Raw genomic sequence first — 21,050 nt, 5'->3', positions numbered from 1 at the left:
GGGCACAGAAATCGCGCACCCGGGCCACACGGCCGTACAGCTGTCGCCAATCTGTCGCACACATCACGAGGAGCCGCCTGATGTCCGACTTCGTACCCGGACTTGAGGGAGTAGTCGCGTTCGAGACGGAGATCGCCGAACCGGACAAGGAGGGCGGCGCACTCCGGTACCGGGGCGTCGACATCGAGGACCTGGTCGGCCATGTCTCCTTCGGCAACGTCTGGGGGCTGCTCGTCGACGGCGCCTTCAACCCCGGCCTGCCGCCCGCCGAGCCGTTCCCGATCCCGGTCCACTCCGGCGACATCCGGGTGGACGTCCAGTCGGCACTGGCGATGCTCGCCCCCGTCTGGGGCCTGCGCCCCCTCCTCGACATCGACGAGCAGACGGCCCGCGACGACCTGGCCCGCGCCGCCGTCATGGCCCTCTCCTACGTCGCCCAGTCGGCGCGCGGCCAGGGCAACGCCATGGTCCCGCAGCGCGAGATCGACAAGGCGCAGTCCGTCGTCGAACGCTTCATGATCCGCTGGCGCGGCGAACCGGACCCGAAGCACGTGGCCGCGGTGGACGCCTACTGGACGAGTGCGGCCGAGCACGGCATGAACGCGTCCACGTTCACGGCACGGGTGATCGCCTCGACGGGCGCGGACGTGGCGGCGGCGCTGTCGGGCGCGGTAGGGGCGATGAGCGGCCCGCTGCACGGAGGCGCGCCTTCCCGAGTCCTCGGCATGATCGAGGAGATCGAACGCACCGGCGACGCGGACGCGTACGTGAAGCAGGCCCTGGACAAGGGCGAACGCCTGATGGGCTTCGGCCACCGTGTCTACCGCGCCGAGGACCCACGCGCGCGCGTGCTCCGCCGCACGGCCCGCGAGCTGGGCGCCCCGCGCTTCGAGATCGCCGAGGCCCTGGAGAAGGCTGCGCTGGCGGAGCTGCACGCCCGCCGCCCCGACCGGGTCCTGGCGACGAACGTCGAGTTCTGGGCGGCGATCGTCCTGGACTTCGCCGAGGTCCCGGCCCACATGTTCACGTCCATGTTCACGTGCGCCCGCACGGCCGGCTGGTCCGCCCACATCCTGGAACAGAAGCGCACCGGCAGGCTCGTACGCCCGTCGGCCCGCTACATCGGCCCGGGCACCCGGAACCCGCGGGAGATCGAGGGCTACGAAGGCATCGCTCACTGAGTCCGCCACCCGGTCAGGACGGCGCCCCGCCGGGCTGCCCTGACCGGGTACGACGGCCGGTACGAGGGGCCGCCGCCCGCTCCGATAACGTGTCCCGCCCGAGCGAGGGGAGACACGTTCACATGGTGGTCGGGGCGGGGAACAGACGGCGCGGGTTGGTCCAGGTGACGCTGCTGGTGGCGTCGCTGGCAGCGCTGACCGGCTGTTCGGAAGCGGCGGACGACGACGCGAAGGTGGAATCGACCGCGAGCGCCTCGGCGACGGCGGCCGGGACCAGCGCCAGGAGCGGCGGCAGCATCGGAGCCGCCGGCTCGGCCTGCGAGCTCCTCGTCACCTTCGACACAGCCGAGGACTGGACGGCGGAAGCCGTCGACGAGCCTCCGCGTCAGGGCCCGGTCGCCCTCGTGTGCGAGGTGGACGCCAAACCCGCCGGGCACATCGGCTTCCTGCGAGTCTGGACCGGCGCCCCGGGCGCCGACGACGCGCGCACAGTGCTGGAGGCCTTCATGGCCGCCGAGGTGAACGCGAGCAAGGCGCAGTACAGCACGTTCAAGGCGGGCGCCCTCACCGGCGCCGAGGTGAAGTACGCGTACAAGAGCGAGTTCGACGACGCCCCGAAGACGGAGCGCGCCCTCGCGGTCACGACCCCGCGCGGCCCGGTCGTCGTCCACCTCGGAGGACTGGACACCGAGGAACACGAGGCGATGCTCCCGGCTTTTGAACTGGCCAAACGAACCCTGAAGGCTCAAGAAGCCTGAGGGCTCAAGAATGCTGAGGGCTCAAGAACGCTGAGGCCTGAACGCAGGCGACCCGCGAACTCGGTCCCCCTGGAAGAGGGGCCGGCCGGACTTGCCGGCGAGCTCGCGGGTCGGGTGACTGCGTTGGATTCGGCCGGCTGCGTGTCAGTCGCCCACGCTGGTCCGGCACCGCATTGAACGTGGTGGCGAGCCGCTAGCCCGCAGCCACCTCACGCGTCCGGGTTTCACTCATTTACCCGATCACCTCCTTTCAGCGTTGCCCACACTGTAGATACGAGGGTCACCGTCGTTCAAGCGATTTTCCGAGACGTTGAACTGCGTGGTCACCATCTGGTTCCCCAGTCACCAAAAAGTGCGTTCTTCCATGTCAGCGGCCACTCTCCTACGGTTCCTGAGTAACCACTGGAAACCAAGAACGAGACGGGACCGCTCATGCCCATCACCCTGCTGAACCCCGAAGGACTGCCCAAGATCGACGTGTACAGGCAGGTGTCGATCGCGACCGGGTCGAAGCTGGTCTTCGTCGCCGGGCAGGTCGCCTGGGACGCCGACGGCGTCACGGTCGGCGAGGGTGACCTCGCCGCGCAGGTCGAGCAGTGCTACCTCAACGTGGGCACCGCCCTGACAGAGGCCGGTGCCTCCTTCGACGACGTGGTGAAACTGAACTTCTACGTCGTCGACTGGAGCCCCGACAAGATGCCCGTGCTCCTGGAGGGCGTCTCCCGGGCGGCCAAGAAACTGGGGATCACTCCGGTGCCTCCGGTCACTCTTGTCGGCGTGGTGACACTCGACATCCCAGACCATCTGGTCGAGATCGAAGCCACCGCGGTCATCGATTGACGGGCCCTCCCGGGCGGATGGTCGTCACGGTGAGTACAGGATCGATCGGTTCGACGAGTCGCTCGACGGCGACGGCCACGAGGTGGGCGGGCGCATCTCCGTCCAGCAGTCCGGTCACGTACTGGAGCGCCCGCGCCGGAGACAGCGCCGGCAGCCTCTGCCGCAGGACGCGTACGGAGTGGATCCGCCCGCGCGTGGCGGCGAGTTCGCGTATCTCGTCGTGCAGGTCGTCCACGGCGGTACGGATGACCTGGCCGCGGATGCGGACGCGGTAGTCGGCCTCCCACTCCCCGCCCTTCGCGGAGAGGACCCCGATCGAGTGCAGCCCTCCGTCGACGCGGTCGACGAGGTACGGGCCGGCGCCGATCAGCATCGAGCCGTGCCCCCCGGTGCGCACGAACTCCTCGGACTGGCAGTGGACGAGCCACACCAACTCGTGCGCCTCGACACGCGCCACGACCACGCGCACCGGGGCCACGCCCAGCGCCGACGACTTCCGGTACTCGCGGTCCAACTCCTCCTCGACGATGTGGACCGCGGCCTCGCGCCCGATCACGCGGAGGCGCTCCTCACCGCTCGTCACGGCAACTCGCGCACCATGAACACGTCCACCGGATCCTCGCTCTCCATCCTGAACCCGTGCCGCTCGTACAGCCGCCGTGCCGGGCTGCCCTGGAGCACGTTCAGCCGGACGAGGACACCCTCGCCGTCGCACCGTTCCAGCAGCTCACGCAGTACGCCCGAGCCGATGCCGCGGCCCTGGAGGCGCGGGTCCAGGTAGAGGTGCTCCAGCCAGTGGGCGTCCTCGGCCGGGCGCAGCGCCACGCAGCCCGCGAACTCGCCGCCGACCTCGATCACCCAGGTGTGTGACGCCTCGAACCGGTCCCGGAAGCGCTGTCGGACGCGGTGCTCGTCGTACCGTCCGAGTCGTTCCAGATCGGCCCGCATCACCACCGCGCGCAGCTCGACCACCGTCTCGATGTCCGCTGCCGTCGCCGGTCGTATGTCCCAGTCCGCCATGATCGGTACGCTACAACTCCATTGACGCTGCCCTGAAGCGTGCGATTTCCTGGCGCCGTGTCTGATCTTCGTATCGTGCCCGTGGGTGATGTCGATGAGGTCGCGCTCGAGGACTGGCGGCACGTCCACAACGTGATCGTTCCGCCCGCCGCCATGTCCCTCGACGACGTACGCGCGCGTAGTGGGCGGTTTCGGCTGGAGGTCGCGTATCTGGGCGACGCCCTGGTGGGGTGTTCCACCGTTCGGCCACCCGCAGGTGACGGGGACGTGGCCGTGGCCACCGTCATCGCGCGCGTGCTGCCCGGTTTTCGGCGGCGGGGGCTAGGGGCAGAGATTTATGGGCGAGGGCTTGCTCTTGCGCGGGAACTCGGGGCCGACCGGATCGAGACCGTCGTGTTGGCAGCCAACGAGGACGGGCTCTCTTTCGCGCTCAAGCATGGGTTCGTGGAGGTCGAGCGGTATGTGCTGGACGGGGAGAGCGACCTCTGGGTCGATCTGCGGCTGGCGGGCGCGAGATCATGAAGTGCCTCGGACATTCCGCACGGTCGGTTTGGTCCGGTGGTGGGCGGGGCAGGAGGGGCTTGTTCCCGGACACGGCGAATTTCCGCCGTACAACGATTTCCTTCAAACTTGGGGGAACGCGATGTGTGCTGCGTCACGTTCGAGTTGAATGATGGTGAGTGAGCGAACCGTCGCGCAGTACGTGCGGACGCAGCCTGCAGGGGGTCCAGGTGAGTGCTTCCCGGCGTAGTGGGACCACCGACGAGCTGGGGCCGGACGAGCCCGAGAGGGACGGCCCGGAAGGTTCGGACGGTGGTGGATTCGACCTGCTCGCAGCCCTTCTCGACGGCATGGACGCCGCCCTGTGCGCCTTCGACGCGGACGGTGTGGTCACCCACTGGAACCGGGAGGCCGAGCGGATTCTCGGATGGACCGCCGCCGAGGCCGTCGGGCGGCACGGGTTCGCCGGATGGGCCGTGCGCAGCGCCGACGCCGAGGAGATCGAGGGGCGGCTGCTGTCCGCGATGCACGCCCCGGGGCGTCAGGTGCACGAGTTCGCGCTGCTGACCAAGGACGGCGGGCGCGTGCTCGTACGGACGCAGTCCGCCGCCGTGCGCGGGCCCGACGGCAAGCCGGCCGGGTTGTACTGCGCCTTCAGTGAGGTGCACGCGCAGATAGATCTTGAGCGGTCGATCGCGCTGAGCGAGGCGCTGTTCGAGGACGCCAGCTGGGGTGTCGTGCTCGTCGACGCCGATCTGCGGCCCGCCGTCGTCAACGCGCACGCTGCCCGCTCGCTCGGCATCGGGCGTACCGCCGTACTCGGTCGGCCCCTCGGTGAGCTGCTAGCGCAGGGCGTCGAGGAGTTGGAGAGCGCGCTGACGCACGTACTCGCCGAGGGTGCGCCGCCCGCGCCCGCCGAGATGTGGGTGAGCGTGCGGACGCCCGAGGGTGAGAAGCGGCGCTGCTGGCGGAGCGGGTTCCTGCGGCTGGCTTCGCCGCTCACCGAGGAACCGGTTCCGCTCGGTGTGGGGTGGCTGTTCCAGGACATCACCGAGAGCAAGCAGATCGAGCAGGAGGCGGCTCAGCTGCGGTTCCGCAGCAACCAGCTGCACCGCGCCGCGCGGGCCGCCGCCGAGTGCGAGGACCCCGCCGAGGCCGCGACCACGCACCTGGACTTCGCCCTCGCCGGCTTCGCCGACCACGCGCTCATCGACCGGATCGCCGTCATCGGCGGCGCGGCGGCCGACGGCTCGGCGGACGGCGGGGACGGGCCGGTACGGCTGGTCCGCGCCGCCGCCACGCCCTCCGGCGCGCCGGGGCCCAGCGTCCTCGCCGGCCAGGCCGGACTGCCGGTGCGCTACGGCGAAGGGCATCCGGCCGTGCAGTGCGTGGAGCGGGTCGGGTCCGTGCGGGCGAGCGCCGGGTCGTATGCCGCCGAGCAGGCCCGCGCGTGGGCCGTGCAGCGGCAGTGGCCGCCGGAGTCGGTCCACGCGCTGTGCGCGGTGCTGCGCAGCCGGGGGCGCACTCTGGGCGTCGTGACGTTTCTGCGGGGCGCCGGACGGAGCCAGTTCGAGCGCACGGACGCGATGTACGCGGAGGACGTGGCCGCCCGGATCGCGACCGCCCTGGACCTGGCCGGCCTCGGTCCTGCTCAGCGCTCGTAGAAGATCCGGTCCCCGTACTGCTTGAGGATGCGCGCGTTCCAGTCGTGGCCGCCGTCCACGTTGCCGGAGCGCAGCAGCGGAGGCTCGATGCCCCGTTCCGCCAGGATGCCCGCCGCCGTCGCCATGACCGACTGGAGCAGGGCCGAGGTGACGACGGTGGAGGCGGGGGCGAAGGGCGCCGGGACGGTGTCGAGGGTGAGTACGGCGTCGCCGGGGGCGATCTTCGAGTCCAGTACGACGTCGCAGTGGTCCTTGAGGAACGTGCCCGAGGCGTTCCGGGGTGTCGTCTCGGTCGCGTACGCCACCGAGGTCACGCCGATGACCTTCACGCCGAGGGCACGCGCGTGCACCGCCATTTCCACCGGGAGGGCGTTGCGGCCGGAGAGGGAGATGATCACGAGGACGTCCCCCGCGCGCAGCGGTGACGTGTCCAGGACGGCCGTGGCCAGACCGTCGACGCGCTCCAGGGCGGAGCCCAGGGTGGCCGGCATGACGTCGACGCCGACGACACCGGGCACGGCAAGCAGGTTCATCAGGGCGAGGCCGCCCGCGCGGTAGACGATGTCCTGCGCGGCGAGCGAGGAGTGCCCGGCGCCGAAGGCGAACAGGCGACCCTCGGCCGCCACGGTGTCGGCGATGAGTGTGCCGGCGGCCGTCACGGCGTCCGCCTCCTCGTCGCGCACCCGCTGCAACAGCCCGATCGCGGCGTCGAGGAACTGCCCGGCCAACTCGCTGTCGCTCATCGGTAAGCCCTTCGGGAGGTCGGCGTATCGGTCCGTGTCGCCGATCACGGTGAGGTCTGGACCAGTGCCCTGTCAACAGCGCCGCAGCCGTTACCGCGTCCCTCGCCGTACCCTCGGGTGAAACGTGCTGTGTACCCGGCCGTGGGGATCCGTAACCGTGTGGTTGCGACGCGGCGGCACGGTTGTCAGTGGTATGCGTCAGAATTGAAGCCAGGGCCAGCGCACGCGCCGGAGCCGTCGAGCCTCCGGCACATCTCATCAAGGGGCACGAATGTCCGGACTGATCGATACGACGGAGATGTATCTCCGCACCATCCTCGAGCTGGAGGAGGAAGGTGTGGTCCCCATGCGCGCCCGGATCGCCGAGCGGCTGGACCAGAGCGGCCCGACAGTCAGCCAGACCGTAGCCCGGATGGAGCGTGACGGTCTGGTCGCGGTCGCCAGTGACCGGCACCTGGAGCTCACCGACGAGGGCCGCCGCCTCGCCATCCGCGTCATGCGCAAGCACCGCCTCGCGGAGTGTCTGCTCGTCGATGTGATCGGCCTGGAGTGGGAGCAGGTCCACGCGGAGGCGTGTCGCTGGGAGCATGTGATGAGCGAGGCTGTCGAGCGCCGGGTCCTCGAACTCCTGCGTCACCCCACCGAGTCGCCGTACGGCAACCCGATCCCGGGCCTGGAGGAGCTGGGCGAGAAGGACGGCGCGGACCCGTTCCTGGACGAGGGCATGGTCTCGCTGGCCGACCTCGATCCCGGTGTCGACGGTAAGACGGTCGTCGTACGGCGGATCGGCGAGCCCATCCAGACGGACGCGCAGCTGATGTACACGCTGCGTCGCGCGGGTGTGCAGCCCGGTTCGGTGGTGAGCGTGACGGAGGCGGCCGGCGGGGTGCTGGTCGGCAGTGGCGGCGAGGCGGCCGAGCTGGAGGCGGGCGTGGCCTCGCACGTGTTCGTGGCGAAGCGCTGACCCGGCCCCCGTCGCGGTACCGATCGGCGCACCGTCAACTCCTGTGACCGAGGAGGAACTTGCCGTGTCCTGGGGTCCGTGCCGTGCCAGGGCGCCAATCCAAGATTCAGTGTGCGGAATCGCAGCGCTGCGCCGCTGCGCATGCCACGCTGTCGCGAGAGGCATATGACTTGAGGGGCTCTTGACCGGGTGCGGCAGTGGTGGTGCCCGGCGGGGAGGGGGAGCGTGAGGATGTGCCGCAGATGTGAAGAGGGCCCCGGCGCCAAGTGGCGCCGGGGCCTGTCCTCCCCTGTGCTGACCCGGAGCCCCGAGCTCCCAGGGTCATCCCCTTCGGACCGTTTTCCCCGAGCGGTCCGCCTCCCGCAGAAGATCTCCCCCCGGCCACGCGGATCATTCCTTGGGCGGGGTCACTCGAACGAGGGGTGTTGCGGCCGGAGACCGTATTTTCGAATAGCCATTCGATAATCTGTGGGTGACAGCGAGCGAGGGGCGCACGCTGTACGAACCAGTGACCGACAGAGGAATCTTCGATAGCTAGGGGGGTGCCAGGACCTGTGGCGCGGCGTATCGATGTGACCGGAGCAGGCGGCGTACGACTTGCCGCCTGGGAGTTCGCCGACCCTCCCAAAACCGGTGAGGGAGAGGCCCGGGTCGGAGCACCCGACCGGGCACCCGGCGTGCTGTTACTGCACGGGCTCATGGGCCGTGCCTCGCACTGGGCGTCCGCCGCCCGCTGGCTGGGCGAGCGGCACCGGGCCGTCGCACTCGACCAGCGGGGCCACGGCCAGAGCGACCGTCCGTCCGGCAACATCTACACCCGCGAGGCGTACGTCGAGGACGCCGAGGCGGCGGTCGAACAGCTGGACCTCGGCCCGGTGGTCCTCATCGGCCACGCCATGGGCGCCCTGACGGCCTGGCAGCTCGCCGCGAAACGCCCCGACCTGGTGCGCGGCCTGATCATCTGCGACATGCGGGCCTCGGCGCTGGGCGCGGCCTCCCAGCGCGAGTGGGAGGACTGGTTCAAGGCCTGGCCCGCCCCCTTCGCCACCCTCGCCGACGTACGCAAGTGGTTCGGCGAGGACGACCCCTGGGTGGAGCGCCCCAGTCCCTCGCGCGGCGAGTTCTACGCCGAGGTGATGCAGGAGTCCCCCGACGGCTGGCGCCCCGTCTTCGAACCGGAGCAGATGCTCAAGTCCCGGGAGACCTGGGTGTACGACGCGCACTGGGAGGAGCTGACGCAGGTCCAGTGTCCGGCCCTCGTCGTGCGCGGCCTGGACGGCGAGCTGGGCCGGGCGGAGGCGCAGGAGATGGTCCGCGTCCTGCCGAGGGGCGAGTACGCGGAGGTGGCCGACGCCGGCCACCTCGTGCACTACGACCAGCCGGAGGCCTGGCGCGCAGCGATCGAACCGTTCCTGGACGGCGTACTTACGCGGTAGCGCTCCGCTGGGTCGGCGGTTCTTCGGCTGTGGGCCGGTGGGGGCTTGTCGCGCGGTTCTTCGCGTCCCTGAGGGGCGCGGGGCGCGGCCGACTTCATTACCGCTTCCGTTTCCTCCCGTCACCGCGAGGAGGCACCAGCGGCGGGCCTCGTGGAACGGTCAGTTCCCGGACTGCTCGCGCAGGCCTGTGATCATGGCGAGTGTCTGCTGCGCGCCGGCGCGTGCGGGGTGGCCGGCCGGGAGCTCCCGCAGTCCGCGCGCGTACATGTCCTGCGCGCCGTCGAGGTGTTCCGGATGGCCGTTCTGGACGAGCCCGAGGAGCACACCGCCGAGGTCGACGAGGCGCACCGCGTGCATCGGATGGTCGTCCGGGGTGTCGCGCAGTGCGGCGTGGGCGTGTTCGGCGGCCTCGTTCAGGACGTCGCTGTCGCCGCTGACACGCCCTTTGCGGAGCAGGGAGTTGGCGAGATTCGACTCCTGGCCGACGCGCTGTTCGCCCTGCCTGGCACCGCTGCCTGCCGGCATGAGGGCCAGACAGCCGCGGTAGAGGGTGATGGCCTCGTCTATGGCCTCCTCGTCCTCCGTCCTGTCGTAGGCCTCCTGGAGGGCGGTGGCCAGGGAGGACATGTGCCGGGGGAGTTCCGTGTCGCCGGGCGGGGACTTGTCGACGGCCTGGCGGCCGTAGTCGATGGCCTTGACCAGATCGGCGGCGGAGTGGTCGCGTTCCCAGCTCAGCCGGTGCAGCGTGCACAGCGAGGAGAGCGCGGCGGCGTGGCGGACGTCGTCGACCGGGTAGACCTCCACGGCCAGTTCGGCGGCCTGCAGCGAGCCGCGCAGCAGCTTCGGGTCGCCGGTACGGCCGTACGCCAGCCGCAGGTCGTCGGAGACACCGAGGGGTTCGAGGTGATCGGACTCCGCAGCGGACCCGGCCTTGTCGTAGCTCCTGGACTTGGATCTGCCGAACCATCTGGCCATGCGCAGGCTCCCCCCCTGAAAAGATGCCGTCCCCTCTCACTCCCCGCGATTGGCAGGCCAAACACCCCATGCCGTAGGCAAGTTCAGCCCTTGCTGACCGCCGCCAGGATCTCCGGCAGCCTGCGTGCCGTGCGCGGGGCGGCGAGCCGCAGTCCGAGCAGGGTGAGCAGGGCGCCGTATCCGGCGCCGGCCGGCAGCAGCAGCCAGGTCCACCGGTCGCCGCCCGAGTCGACGTTCAGCCAGATGGTGGCGGCGATGACCGGGGAGCACAGCAGGGCGGCCCCGACCATGCCGCCGAAAATGGCGATCGTGGCGAGCCCGGACTGTCCGGGGGCGACGTTCTTGTAGCCCTCCTGCGGGATCGAGTACGGGAACCTGGCCGACGACCAGGCCCCGGCCGCCAGCATCGCCCCCAGCAGTGCCAGGGACAGCCCAAGAGCCTCCGGCAGCGTGGCCCAGTCGTCGAGCAGCGCGGTGGTGAGAACGACCACGAGGGTGGCGTACGGCAGGCTGACCACCAGCAACGCCAGTGCTCGGCCGCGCAGTTCGACGTACGCGTCGCGGGTGGACGAGATCGTCATCGCGACCATCCAGAAGGCGGAGGTGTCCTGGCCGAACTGGTTGTACATCTGGATGCCGAGCATCCCGGCCGCGAAGCAGGCGAAGTAGATCGAGCCGGTGCCCTGCATCGCGTTGAACACCGGCACGATCAGCCCGATCGCGAGTGAAGTCACCCACGCGGCCTTGGTCTTGGGGTCGCGCCACGCATACCGCAGACTCCGTTCCATGACGGTCCCGGTGCGCCCGCCCGGCAGCAGCCGCGCGAGTCCGCCGGCCGTCCGCTCCCGAGTGCCGGAAGGCTCGTCGACCTGGAGAGTGGACCCGTCGGGAGAGGTCATCAGCCGGGTGAGGGTCCGCGACCAGGCCCCAAGCAGCAACACCAACGCGCCCGCGCTGAGCGAGAGTTGGGCGGCCGCAACCCCGTACGACCCCTCACTCACCGCGTCCACCGCCCCGACGGCGGAAGCGGGCGGCACCCACGCCAACACATCGGCGACCGGGTCGAGTTGACCGAGCCCGGCCGAACCGATCTGCTGCACACCGAAGTTGACGAGCTGCGCCCCGACCGCGATGACCAGCCCGCTGAGTACGGCGAGATCGCGCCCCTTACGGCTGCTGAGCAACCGGATGTTGGCGGCGGCGACGGCCCGCGCGAGCGCCACGCAGACGAGCAGGGCGAGGGGGACGGCGACGAGCGACACGACGAACGCCGCTCCGCCGTGCGCCAGGGAGATCACCGACCCGACGAGCAGGGACAGCGTGAACAGCGGCCCTATGCCGACGAGGGAGGCCGCGAGCAGCGCCCGGACCAGCGGCCGGGGGCGCAGCGGGAGCATCACCAGCCGGGTCGGGTCGAGGGTCTCGTCGCCGCTGGGAAAGAACAGCGGCATGACGGCCCAGCCCAGCGCCATGACCGCGAGGAGTATGACGGTGACGGACGCGGCGTGCTCGTTGCCGCGCAGGGCGATCAGCCCGAGAAGCTGGGTCGCGGCGAGCAGCAGCACGACGACCAGCGAGACGACGTACACGGCCCGCCGCCCCGCCGACTGCCGCAGCCCGTTGCGCAGCAGCGACAGCTTCAGCCGTACGACGACTGGTGTGATCGAGGTCGCTGTGCCCACCCCTTCTGCACTCATCGGGCGCCGCCGCCCAGCCAGTCGAGGTGGGACCCGTGGTCGCGCCCGCCGGCGCCGACGAGTTCGAGGAACGCCTGCTGCAGGGAGGGCGCGTCGCCCCGCACCTCGGCCAGCGGGCCGTGCGCCCGGATACGCCCGGCCGCCATCACGGCGACCCAGTCGCAGAGCGACTCGACCAGCTCCATGACGTGGGAGGAGAAGACGACGGTGGCACCGGAGGCCGTGTACCGCTCCAGCACACCCCGGATGATCTGCGCCGACACCGGGTCCACGCCCTCGAACGGCTCGTCGAGGAACAGGACTTCGGGATTGTGGAGGAGAGCGGCGGCGAGGCCGATCTTCTTGCGCATGCCGGTCGAGTAGTCGACGACGAGCTTGTGCTGGGCGCCGGCCAGATCGAGGACTTCGAGAAGCTGGGCGGCCCGCTTGTCGACCTCGAAGCCGGGCAGGCCACGCAACCGCCCCGAGTAGGCGAGGAGTTCACGCCCGGACAGCCGCTCGAAGAGCCGAAGCCCTTCGGGCAGCACCCCGATGCGCGCCTTGACCTCGACCGGGTCGCGCCACACGTCGTGCCCCACGACCTCCACGGTGCCCTGATCGGGCCGCAGCAGCCCGGTCACCATCGACAGCGTGGTGGTCTTCCCGGCCCCGTTCGGTCCGACGAGTCCGACGAACTTCCCCGCGGGCAACTCCAGATCGATCCCGGCAACAGCAACCTGCTGCCCAAACCGCTTCCAGAGGCCCTGTACGCGCACGGCGACACCTTCAACCATGCGAGAGACCCTAGGCGAGACCTTCTGTCTTTTGGCTCTTCGGGGACGCGCACTTCTGCAGGGGGCAACGGCCGGCCCTTTTAGGGGCGCGCGGACTTCCACGGGCGGTCACGGCAGGCTTTTAGGGGCGCGGGCCTGTATCTGATCTGCGGCTCCGCCGCGGGGCGCGACCAGCCACAGCCGGTCCGCAGCCGCCGAACAACCATTCCAGGCACCCCAAACCGCGAAAGTTACCGATCTCGCCCGCAGGCGTAGGCGAGCGGCGAGATCAACTCCTCCGCATCAGGCAGCCACCGATTCGCAGGCGTAGGCCGGCAGGCCCACTGCACAGCCCCCCGAGTCCCGTACCGAGTGGGCGGCGCAGCCACATACGCTCCCTCGCCCATCGCGACCAGGTCCAGCGAGGCAGGCGACCACCCCAACTTGCGCACAAGGTCAGGCACCTTCGCCGACGCCCCCGGCAGCACAAAGAACCGCATCCGCCGATCCGGCGTCAACGTCACCGGCCCCAGCGTCAGTTCCATCCGCTCCATGCGCGCCAGCGCGAGGAACCCGGCCGTCTCGGGCACATCGATCGCGTCGAAAGTATGGCCGGTCGGCAGCAGGATCGACGCCGTCGGCTGCTCGGTCCACAGCCGGCGCGCGACGGTCGCGCTGCCGGTGGCCTGCGCCGCCCAGTCGGGCTGCGACGGGTGTGCGCCGGGCAGGGCGCACGCTGTGTCGCCGCAGGAGCAGCGCTGCACCCCGTCGACTGCTTCCAGCCACGTTCCGGGAAACACATCCCAGTGGCGTTCTTCGGCGTAACGGACGGCGGTTTCCAAGAGGGATTCGCCGCGTTGCTTGGGGATTTGGGCAGCATCAGGGCCCGCGATGGTCTCTTCCACGATGAGGACAACTCTAGTGGGAATCATGAGTTACGCATGTCACATGCGCGGGGGAGGTGCATCGATTCCGCATCCGGGGCGCATGGAGGCACGAGCGGGGGCGCGCAGGAGGATCCGGGGCGGGGCTGGGTAGGCAGGGGTGGGGCTGGGCAACCGCCTTTACCCCGGCAATCCTCACATGCTTCGCATTGTCGGCATGTCTGCGGGGCATTGATCTTCAAGGCCGGATCTTTTCGCCGTACTCGTCCGCTGTCAGGACGCGTACGGAAGGGGTTCCGGGCACGGAAGACACGTCAACTCGGTGCGTGGGCACGGCACCGCAGCCACAGGGGGGTACGCCATGGCCGCAAGGCCTCTCGTCGCGCGGCAGCCGAACGAACGGTTGCAGGCGCTCATCCAGGAAGCGGGCTGCTCGAACGCCGGGCTGGCCCGCCGGGTCAACATGTGCGGTGCGGAGCACGGCCACGATCTGCGGTACGACAAGACGTCCGTGGCCCGTTGGCTGCGCGGACAGCAGCCCCGGGGCCGGGCGCCCGCGATCATCGCCGAGGCCCTCGGCCGCAAACTCGGCCGTACGGTCACGATCGACGAGATCGGCATGGCCAACGGCAAGAACCTCGCCTCGGGCGTCGGACTCCAGTTCTCCCCGACCGTCCTCGGCGCCATCGAGCAGGTGTGTGAGCTGTGGCGCAGTGACGTGGGCCGGCGGGACTTCCTCTCCGGTTCGTCCGTCGCCGCGTCCGCGCTCGTGGAGCCCAGCCGCGACTGGCTGATCTCGTCCCCCGACTCCCAGGTGTCGCGCCAGGCGGGGCCACGCGTGGGGCCGTCGGACGTGGCGGCGGTGCGCGCGATGACGCAGGCACTGACGGACCTGGACCACCAGTACGGCAGCGGACATGTGCGTCCGGTGCTCGTGCACTACCTCAACAGCGTCGTCTCCGGGCTGCTGGCGGGCTCGTACCGGGAGGCGGTCGGGCGTGATCTCTTCGCCGCCGTCGCACGGCTGACGGAACTCGCCGGGTACATGGCCGTCGACACCGGCCAGCCCGGTCTCGCCCAGCGCTACTACATCCAGGCGCTCCGGCTCGCCCAGGCAGCCGGGGACCGGGGGTACGGAGGGTACGTACTCGCCGCCTCCATGAGCCATCTCGCCGCGCAGCTCGGGAACCCGCGGGAGATCGCGCAGTTGGCGCGGGCGGCGCAGGAGGGGGCGCGTGGCAGGGTGACCCCGCGCGCGGAGTCGATGTTCTACGCGGCCGAGGCCCGCGGGCACGCGTTGATGGGCGACGCGCGGGCGGCCCAGCTGGCGTCGGGGCGCGCGGTCAACGCGCTGGAGGCGGCCGATCCGGAGTCCGGGGACGACCCGGCGTGGATCGCGCACTTCGACGGGGCGTACCTGGCCGACGAGTTGGCGCACTGCCACCGGGACCTCGGCCAGGCCGAGGCGGCGGCGCGGTGCGCGCAGGAGTCGCTGGACGGGCACCCCGAGACGCGGGCGCGGCGCCGGGCCATCGGGCTGGTGCTGCTGGCCACGGCACAGGTCCAGCAGCGCGAGGTGGAGGAGGCCTGCCACACGGGTCTGCGCGCGGTGGATCTCCTCGGCACCCTGCGCTCCAACCGGGGCGCCGAGTACCTGGACGACCTCCACGCGCGCCTGGAGCCGTACCGCGAGGAACCGGTGGTCCGGGAGTTCGGGGCGCGGCTGGACCTGCGGGCGGCAGCGTGACAGGAGACACAGTGGGACGCTGAGTGGCTGGTGGGGGAGTGGTCTGGTCCTGTGCTGCGTGGAATCGGATTCCGGGGACCCGGTAGCGTTAACCGACGATTCCGAAGGTCCCCCATTAGTTGGAGTCCCGGTGACGCAGAGTGGACAGGGCGAGGAGCCCTCGCCGCGCGTGGCGCGCGAAGGCATCGTGCTGCCCTCCGACGGCGGCGAACCGCTGCTGCCGGGTATGACGGGGGGCAGCGCAGGCCGGCCGGTTCCCGCCCCGGCGCCGCCCCCGGCCCCGAACCCGACCGGTGGTCAGGCATGGGGACAGCCTTGGGGCCCGGACATGAACCAGCACCAGGCTCAGCACCAGGCTCAGGAACAGCCTCAGGCCCAACCTCATGCGGCCGAGGGCTGGCCGACGCCGCCCGACGCCCAGCAGCACCAACAGTGGGGCGCGCAGGGCCAGTTCCACCCCCAGCAGCCGCAGTCGCAGCAGCAGCCCGGGCAACAGGCGCCGTCGGCACCGGCGTGGGACAACGACCCGCGCGCGTCCGGTGGTTGGGCCCAGCAGCCCGGCTACGGCGCCCAGCCGACCCCGGGCGCCCCCCTCCCCGTACCGCATGCCGCGCACGGCTCCCACAGTGCCGAGTCCGCGCCGCTGCCGCCTGCGGCCCCGCAGTACGGGCAGCAGGCGCCTCAGCCGTACGGGCAGTACGGTGGCGCCCCGCTGCCCCCCGAGGGCGGTGCGGCCGTCCCGTACGCCGCCGCGCCCGGTGCTCCGCTGCCGCCCGTCGACGACGGCGCGACGCAGTACATACCGCCCGTTCCCGGCACCCCCGGGCCGGTCGCCGACCCGGCCACCCAGTACCTCCCGCCGGTCGCGGCGCACGGCCCCGCGCCCATTCCGGGCGCCCCGCACGTCAACGAGGCGGCGACGCAGTTCCTGCCGCCGGTGGGCCCCGGCGCGCTGCCGCCCGAGACGCACGCCGAGGCGACCACGTACCTGGGCCGCGTACCGCAGGCGGCCCCCGGCGGTTCCGACGCCGACGCCACCCAGTACATCCCGCCGGTGCCCGGAGGGTCGTACGGCATACGCCCGGGCGGCACCGACGACCGTCAGCCGCCCGCCGACTTCGACAACCTCTTCCGCAGCGGCCCCGGCGCCGAGGCACCGGCCGGCGCCACCCAGCAGCTGCCCCGTGTCCAGCCACAGCAGCACCAGCAGCCGTACCAGCCACAGCAGCCCGCCCCCGTGCCGCCCTACGCCCAGCAGCCTCCGTACGCCGCCCAGCAGGCCCCGTACGGCTTCCAGGCCGCCCCCCATGACATGGACGACAGCCACGGCGGGCGGAGACGCTCGCGGGTGCCCGTCATCGCGGCCCTCGGGGTCGGTATCGCCGTGCTCGGGATCGGCGCCGGGGCCCTGCTGAGCAGCGGGGGCGGGGACAGCGACAAGGACGCGGACAACAAGACGGTCGCGGCGACCTCGGGCGCGCCGGAGGAGTCCAAGGCGCCGGCCGCCGACCCGGCCAAGGCGCAGGCCGTCGAACTGGACAAGCTGCTCGCCGACAGCAACAACAGCCGCGACGCGGTGATCAAGGCCGTGGCGGACGTCAAGTCCTGCAACAACCTCGGCCAGGCGGCCACGGACCTGCGCGGCGCGGCCCAGCAGCGCGGCGAGCTGGTCACCCGGCTCTCCTCGCTGCCCGTCGACAAGCTTCCCGAGCACGCCCAGCTGACCGCCGCCCTCACCAAGGCGTGGCAGGCGTCCCAGTCGGCCGACAACCACTACGCGGCCTGGGCCGACCAGGTGGCAGGCAAGAACGGCTGCAAGAAGGGCCAGGCCCGTACGTCGGGCCAGACGGCGAAGGGCAACCAGCAGAGCGGCATCGCCACCACACAGAAGGCCAAGGCGGCCGAGCTGTGGAACACGATCGCGAAGTCGTACGGCCTGACGGAGCGCCAGTCCACGCAGCTCTGACCCGACGCGGCGGTCCCTCCGAGAGGGGCCGCTCGTCAGTCCTCCACGCTCTCCAGCAGCTTCGACGTGTCGACGAAGCCCTTGCGGGCGGCGACGAGCCGGCCCTCGCGGACGATCTGGAGGGTCACCTGCGTGTTGACCAGACGCGGGAAGCCGACCACCGCGAGCAGGTCCTCGAAGCGCCAGCGCAGCGTCGGGGTGAGGCCGCCGGTGGGGACCCGGAGGCCGTCGTCGAGGGCCCGCCGGACGGTGAGCGAGGAAACCTCGCCCCCTTCCAGCGACTCGACGACCGCCTTCAGGACGGTGTACGCGATCCAGGTGGTCTGCACACCCGCGTCCTGCGGGTCGATGCGGTTGTCGCCGAATGCCTCTTCGCTGATGACCTTCTTCATCGGGTCCCAGCGGGCGTCACTGGCGGCCGGGTACCAGCCGGTGATGTACGAGTCCTCGTACGGGCCCGACTTTCCGCCGTTCGCGTTGATCACCGTCTGGTCGACGCTGCCGAGCACGGCGGCGGTGCGCACGTCCGGGTAGTCCTGGCGGTCGCGCCGGAAGGAGTCCATGAAGGTGTTCGTACGGTCCCCGAGCGCCGGCACCACACACCCCTCGTCGTCGGTCCCGGTCCCGGTCCCGGTCTTCCCGGTTTCCGTGTGCGTCGCCCGTTCCAGGGCGAGCTTGGTCTGCGTCCCGTACTCGGTGGCGTCCTCGGCGGCCAGCTGGTCCAGCGCCGGGGCGTGGCCGCCCGCCCGCAGGCCGGAGTCGAGGAGCTGGGGGAGCTGGTCGCCCGCGATGGAGTCGGGGCGGATCAGGGCGACGGGGCCGCAGACGGTGGCGAGTTCCTTGCCGAGACCGGCGAGGAGGGCGGGCGAGCCGCCGTTGACGGGGTAGGACATCGGGTTGGTGAACTCGTCGTTGGTGACGCCGTAGCCGCCTATGTACGGGATTCCGGCGGAGGCCAGCGGGCCCAGGAAGTCGTCGCCGAACTGGCTGTAGGAGCCGACGACCGCGACGACGTCCTCGTCGGCGGCGCGCCGGGCGCACTTTGCGGCTGCCACCCGCTCGTTGTGATCGTTGCAGGTCAGGACCTTGAGGTTGCGCCCGTTCAGGCCGCCCGTGGCGTTGATCCAGCGCGCGTACGCCTGCGCCATGGCCGGCATACCGGGTTTGTTGGTCGCGTCGGTGTTCTCCGGCGCCCAGGTCATGACGGTGATGTCGCCGCCGACCGAGCCGTCCGAGGTCCCGGGGACGACCCCGCAGCCGGCGGCGAGTGCCGCGCACACGGCCAGCGCGCCGACGGACCGTACGGCCCGGACTCCGGCCCCGGATCGGGTGAGGTTGCTGCGGAGGTTGTTGCGGAAGGTGCTGCGGGTGCGTCGCCTGCCGGTCATGGGCATGCACGATTCCGTCACACAGCCAACCCGCGTGTGACCCTCGGTCAACAGTTGGTGACGTGGAGGTGAATTACGGGGGGTGTTGATCTCATTTTCGAAGGGAACGTACGATCGATGACCGTGCAAGGTTCGGAAGACTCTTCCCGTCGCGGCCGTCGCTCCCTCACCATGGGCGGCATGCCACTCAACGACATGCCGTGGTGGCGCTGGCGCAGCAATGTGCGCTCCGCGCTGCACATGCTTTCCGATCCGGTGTTCCAGCGGGACGTCTGGCTGGCCGGCGTCGACGGGTACGGGGACGTCACCGACGCCGTGTACCGCCTGGTCGAGGACACCTGGCTGGACAGCTGGTCCGCCGAGAAATACGTCGGCACGATCTTCCGGGACTCCCAGGAAGCCGCCCTCGTCGACACCGCCGTACTCCGCGTCCTGCGGATCATGCACCAGGTCGGCCCGGACGCCCCCGTCTCCGCCTATCTCGACCACGCCGGGTGGCCGGAGGCGGTCCGCGCGGCCCGGGACGCCCACGTGCGCCTCGCGGCGAGCGACGGCGACGAGACGGACGTGCCGCCGCGCACGCTGGAGGTACTGCGGATACTGACGCGCTCGGCGTAGGGCGCGGGTGGTCCGTCCGGGTGGTCCGTCCGGGTGTTCCCTCCGGAGGTTCCGTCAGGGTGGTCGGTCCGGTGCGTTCCGGGTGGCGGACGGAAGTCGGCCGGTCCAGACGGATATGGGACCCTGTCCGGCATGAACGAGCAGTCCAGCCGAGCCGCGGCCCCCGCCGAGCAGCCCAACGAGCAGTACGTCCTCACGCTCTCCTGCCCCGACAAGCAGGGCATCGTGCACGCCGTGTCGAGCTACCTCTTCATGACCGGCTGCAACATCGAGGACAGCCAGCAGTTCGGCGACCGGGACACGGGACTGTTCTTCATGCGCGTCCACTTCTCGGGCGAGGCGCCGGTGACGGTGGAGAAGCTACGGGCGAGCTTCGCGGCGATCGGTGACGCCTTCCACATGGAGTGGCAGATCCACCGGGCCGAGGACCGCATGCGGGTCGTCCTGATGGTCAGCAAGTTCGGCCACTGCCTCAACGACCTCCTCTTCCGCGCCCGCATCGGCGCGCTCCCCGTCGACATCGCGGCGGTCGTCTCCAACCACACGGACTTCGCCGAACTGGTCGCCTCGTACGACGTCCCCTTCGTCCACATCCCGGTGACGAGGGACACGAAGGCCCAGGCGGAGACGCAGCTGCTGGAGCTGGTGCGCGCGGAGAACGTGGAGCTGGTCGTCCTGGCTCGCTACATGCAGGTCCTGTCGGACGACCTGTGCAAGGCCCTGAGCGGCCGGATCATCAACATCCACCACTCCTTCCTGCCTAGCTTCAAGGGCGCGAAGCCCTACCACCAGGCGCATGCACGAGGCGTGAAGCTGATCGGCGCGACGGCCCACTACGTCACGGCGGACCTGGACGAGGGCCCGATCATCGAGCAGGAGGTCGAACGCGTCGCCCACGACGTCACGCCGGACCAGCTTGTCGCTATCGGGCGCGATGTGGAGTGCCAGGCGCTGGCGCGGGCTGTCAAGTGGCATGCGGAGCGGCGGATTCTGCTTAACGGGCGGCGGACTGTGGTGTTCGCGTAGAGACAGGTGAACAGCGGCGAGGCGCCCCGAACGGAGACCGCGGCACCCTGGTGGCGGCTGCGGCGGGGCACGGATGCCAAGGGCAGGTCGTCCTGGGTGCGGGGGCGTGTTCTCGCGTCGCTCGCCGTGCTGACTTCCGGTCTGCTGGCCTTCCACACCGCCGTGCCCAACACCGTCGGCAACCTGGGCAGCCTGGTGGAGGCATTCCTCCCCTGGCTGGGCCTGGCCGTCCCCATGCTCCTGGTCCTGGCCCTGCTGCGCCGCTCGGCCACCGCGCTGGTGGCCCTGCTGCTCCCCGTGGCCGTCTGGGCACACCTCTTCGGCGGGCTGCTCCTCCCCAGTGACGGCGACGCCGGCGCACCCGACATCACGGCGCTCCAGCACAACGTCAGCGACGAGAACGCCGATCCCGCAGGCACCGCGGAAGCTCTGATCAACGCCGGCCCGGAACTCATCGCTCTGGAGGAGCTGACCCCCTCCGCGCTGCCGGTCTACGAGAGGGCTCTGGCACCCGAGTACCCCCATCACGCGGTCGAAGGCACCGCAAGGCTGCCCCAACGCGTGGTGCGAGATGGGCGCGGGCTCAGCCCCGGAAGAGGTCAGGCAGGCACTGCTGGCCGAGCACGGGTCCACTCGGCTTCGCCTGGCGACCAAGGAGACCAGTCTCGTTCCGGTGTTGCGAGTCTTACGCGAGATGCGCGACCTGTCGTTGGGCGAAGCCCGGCTGGAGGCCGCTGACCTGAAGGGAACCGGCCTGGTCGGCGCGTCCGTAGAAATGGCAAGTTATTGAGAATCGAGACAGGAGCATGACCTTTCGTTCGGTGTAGTGGAGTTCGCCCGACGGGCTAATGGCCTGACCCTCTGGGCATTTCGGTCGGGTGTCAGTGGTG

Annotated in this window: 20 protein-coding genes; 12 read left to right on the top strand and 8 right to left on the bottom strand. The window is 70.7% G+C overall.

The window, feature by feature from the left end:
- Positions 1 to 80: 80 nt before the first annotated feature.
- From OG734_RS20515 to OG734_RS20505, 3 genes are all read left to right on the top strand, one after another.
- Positions 81 to 1,181, top strand: a complete 1,101-nt coding sequence (locus OG734_RS20515) for a citrate synthase 2 (RefSeq protein WP_330288982.1) — start codon at positions 81 to 83, stop codon at positions 1,179 to 1,181.
- A 122-nt stretch (positions 1,182 to 1,303) separates the two neighbouring features.
- A complete protein-coding gene (locus tag OG734_RS20510; protein ID WP_330288981.1) occupies positions 1,304 to 1,939 on the top strand; it encodes a lipoprotein in 636 nt (211 codons plus the stop codon).
- Between the two features lie 432 nt (positions 1,940 to 2,371).
- Entirely contained in the window at positions 2,372 to 2,779 is a 408-nt protein-coding gene (locus OG734_RS20505; protein WP_330288980.1) for a RidA family protein, read from the top strand.
- Here OG734_RS20505 and OG734_RS20500 read toward each other — a convergent pair.
- Positions 2,769 to 3,335, bottom strand: a complete 567-nt coding sequence (locus tag OG734_RS20500) for a YrhB domain-containing protein (RefSeq protein ID WP_330293726.1) — start codon at positions 3,333 to 3,335, stop codon at positions 2,769 to 2,771. The two genes, OG734_RS20505 and OG734_RS20500, sit on opposite strands and share 11 nt — an antisense overlap.
- 23 nt (positions 3,336 to 3,358) lie before the next feature.
- Complete coding sequence (locus OG734_RS20495) at positions 3,359 to 3,799, bottom strand: GNAT family N-acetyltransferase (RefSeq protein WP_330288979.1); 441 nt, start codon at positions 3,797 to 3,799, stop codon at positions 3,359 to 3,361.
- Between the two features lie 57 nt (positions 3,800 to 3,856).
- Here OG734_RS20495 and OG734_RS20490 point away from each other — a divergent pair, with 57 nt between their 5' ends.
- Positions 3,857 to 4,321, top strand: coding sequence for a GNAT family N-acetyltransferase (locus OG734_RS20490; RefSeq protein ID WP_330288978.1), 465 nt, complete (start codon positions 3,857 to 3,859; stop codon positions 4,319 to 4,321).
- 209 nt (positions 4,322 to 4,530) lie between these two features.
- A complete protein-coding gene (locus OG734_RS20485; RefSeq protein WP_330288977.1) occupies positions 4,531 to 5,964 on the top strand; it encodes a PAS domain-containing protein in 1,434 nt (477 codons plus the stop codon).
- On the opposite strand, the gene OG734_RS20480 is transcribed toward OG734_RS20485, so the two are convergent.
- Complete coding sequence (locus OG734_RS20480; RefSeq protein ID WP_330288976.1) at positions 5,952 to 6,707, bottom strand: SIS domain-containing protein; 756 nt, start codon at positions 6,705 to 6,707, stop codon at positions 5,952 to 5,954. The two genes, OG734_RS20485 and OG734_RS20480, sit on opposite strands and share 13 nt — an antisense overlap.
- Before the next feature lie 271 nt (positions 6,708 to 6,978).
- Between OG734_RS20480 and OG734_RS20475 the strand changes: the two genes are divergently transcribed.
- Positions 6,979 to 7,671: a metal-dependent transcriptional regulator gene (locus OG734_RS20475; protein ID WP_330288975.1), complete on the top strand. Its 693-nt coding sequence runs from the start codon at positions 6,979 to 6,981 to the stop codon at positions 7,669 to 7,671.
- A 554-nt stretch (positions 7,672 to 8,225) separates the two neighbouring features.
- Positions 8,226 to 9,107 carry an alpha/beta fold hydrolase gene (locus OG734_RS20470; RefSeq protein ID WP_330288974.1) on the top strand — a complete coding sequence of 294 codons (882 nt, stop codon included), beginning with the start codon at positions 8,226 to 8,228 and terminating at the stop codon, positions 9,105 to 9,107.
- A gap of 159 nt (positions 9,108 to 9,266) precedes the next feature.
- Here the strand turns inward: OG734_RS20470 and OG734_RS20465 are convergent, their stop codons facing one another.
- From OG734_RS20465 to OG734_RS20450, 4 genes are all read right to left on the bottom strand, one after another.
- Complete coding sequence (locus tag OG734_RS20465; protein ID WP_330288973.1) at positions 9,267 to 10,082, bottom strand: hypothetical protein; 816 nt, start codon at positions 10,080 to 10,082, stop codon at positions 9,267 to 9,269.
- An 83-nt stretch (positions 10,083 to 10,165) separates the two neighbouring features.
- Positions 10,166 to 11,779: a transporter gene (locus OG734_RS20460; protein ID WP_330288972.1), complete on the bottom strand. Its 1,614-nt coding sequence runs from the start codon at positions 11,777 to 11,779 to the stop codon at positions 10,166 to 10,168.
- A complete protein-coding gene (locus OG734_RS20455) occupies positions 11,776 to 12,552 on the bottom strand; it encodes an ABC transporter ATP-binding protein (protein WP_330288971.1) in 777 nt (258 codons plus the stop codon). The genes OG734_RS20460 and OG734_RS20455 overlap by 4 nt, the downstream gene beginning before the upstream one ends.
- Positions 12,553 to 12,782: 230 nt before the next feature.
- Positions 12,783 to 13,436 carry a bifunctional DNA primase/polymerase gene (locus OG734_RS20450; RefSeq protein WP_330288970.1) on the bottom strand — a complete coding sequence of 218 codons (654 nt, stop codon included), beginning with the start codon at positions 13,434 to 13,436 and terminating at the stop codon, positions 12,783 to 12,785.
- Between the two features lie 340 nt (positions 13,437 to 13,776).
- Here OG734_RS20450 and OG734_RS20445 point away from each other — a divergent pair, with 340 nt between their 5' ends.
- Both OG734_RS20445 and OG734_RS20440 read left to right on the top strand, forming a co-directional pair.
- The gene (locus OG734_RS20445) at positions 13,777 to 15,162 is read left to right on the top strand and encodes a transcriptional regulator (protein ID WP_330288969.1); all 1,386 of its coding nucleotides are present in this window, start codon (positions 13,777 to 13,779) and stop codon (positions 15,160 to 15,162) included.
- 130 nt (positions 15,163 to 15,292) lie between these two features.
- Positions 15,293 to 17,128 (top strand): hypothetical protein, encoded by a 1,836-nt coding sequence (locus OG734_RS20440; RefSeq protein ID WP_330288968.1) that lies wholly within the window; start codon positions 15,293 to 15,295, stop codon positions 17,126 to 17,128.
- Between the two features lie 35 nt (positions 17,129 to 17,163).
- On the opposite strand, the gene OG734_RS20435 is transcribed toward OG734_RS20440, so the two are convergent.
- Positions 17,164 to 18,516 carry an ABC transporter substrate-binding protein gene (locus OG734_RS20435; RefSeq protein WP_330288967.1) on the bottom strand — a complete coding sequence of 451 codons (1,353 nt, stop codon included), beginning with the start codon at positions 18,514 to 18,516 and terminating at the stop codon, positions 17,164 to 17,166.
- A 117-nt stretch (positions 18,517 to 18,633) separates the two neighbouring features.
- On the opposite strand from OG734_RS20435, the gene OG734_RS20430 reads away from it, so the two are divergent.
- From OG734_RS20430 to OG734_RS20420, 3 genes are all read left to right on the top strand, one after another.
- Entirely contained in the window at positions 18,634 to 19,134 is a 501-nt protein-coding gene (locus OG734_RS20430; protein WP_330288966.1) for an SCO4402 family protein, read from the top strand.
- A gap of 132 nt (positions 19,135 to 19,266) precedes the next feature.
- The gene (gene purU / locus OG734_RS20425) at positions 19,267 to 20,160 is read left to right on the top strand and encodes a formyltetrahydrofolate deformylase (RefSeq protein ID WP_330288965.1); all 894 of its coding nucleotides are present in this window, start codon (positions 19,267 to 19,269) and stop codon (positions 20,158 to 20,160) included.
- Between the two features lie 6 nt (positions 20,161 to 20,166).
- On the top strand, positions 20,167 to 20,898 hold the full coding sequence (locus tag OG734_RS20420; protein WP_330288964.1) for a hypothetical protein: 732 nt from the start codon (positions 20,167 to 20,169) through the stop codon (positions 20,896 to 20,898).
- The last annotated feature ends 152 nt before the right edge of the window (positions 20,899 to 21,050 follow it).

It is taken from the genome of Streptomyces sp. NBC_00576 (genome assembly GCF_036345175.1).
GTDB lineage: Bacteria > Actinomycetota > Actinomycetes > Streptomycetales > Streptomycetaceae > Streptomyces.
This window is presented reverse-complemented; position numbering and strand designations above follow the sequence as displayed.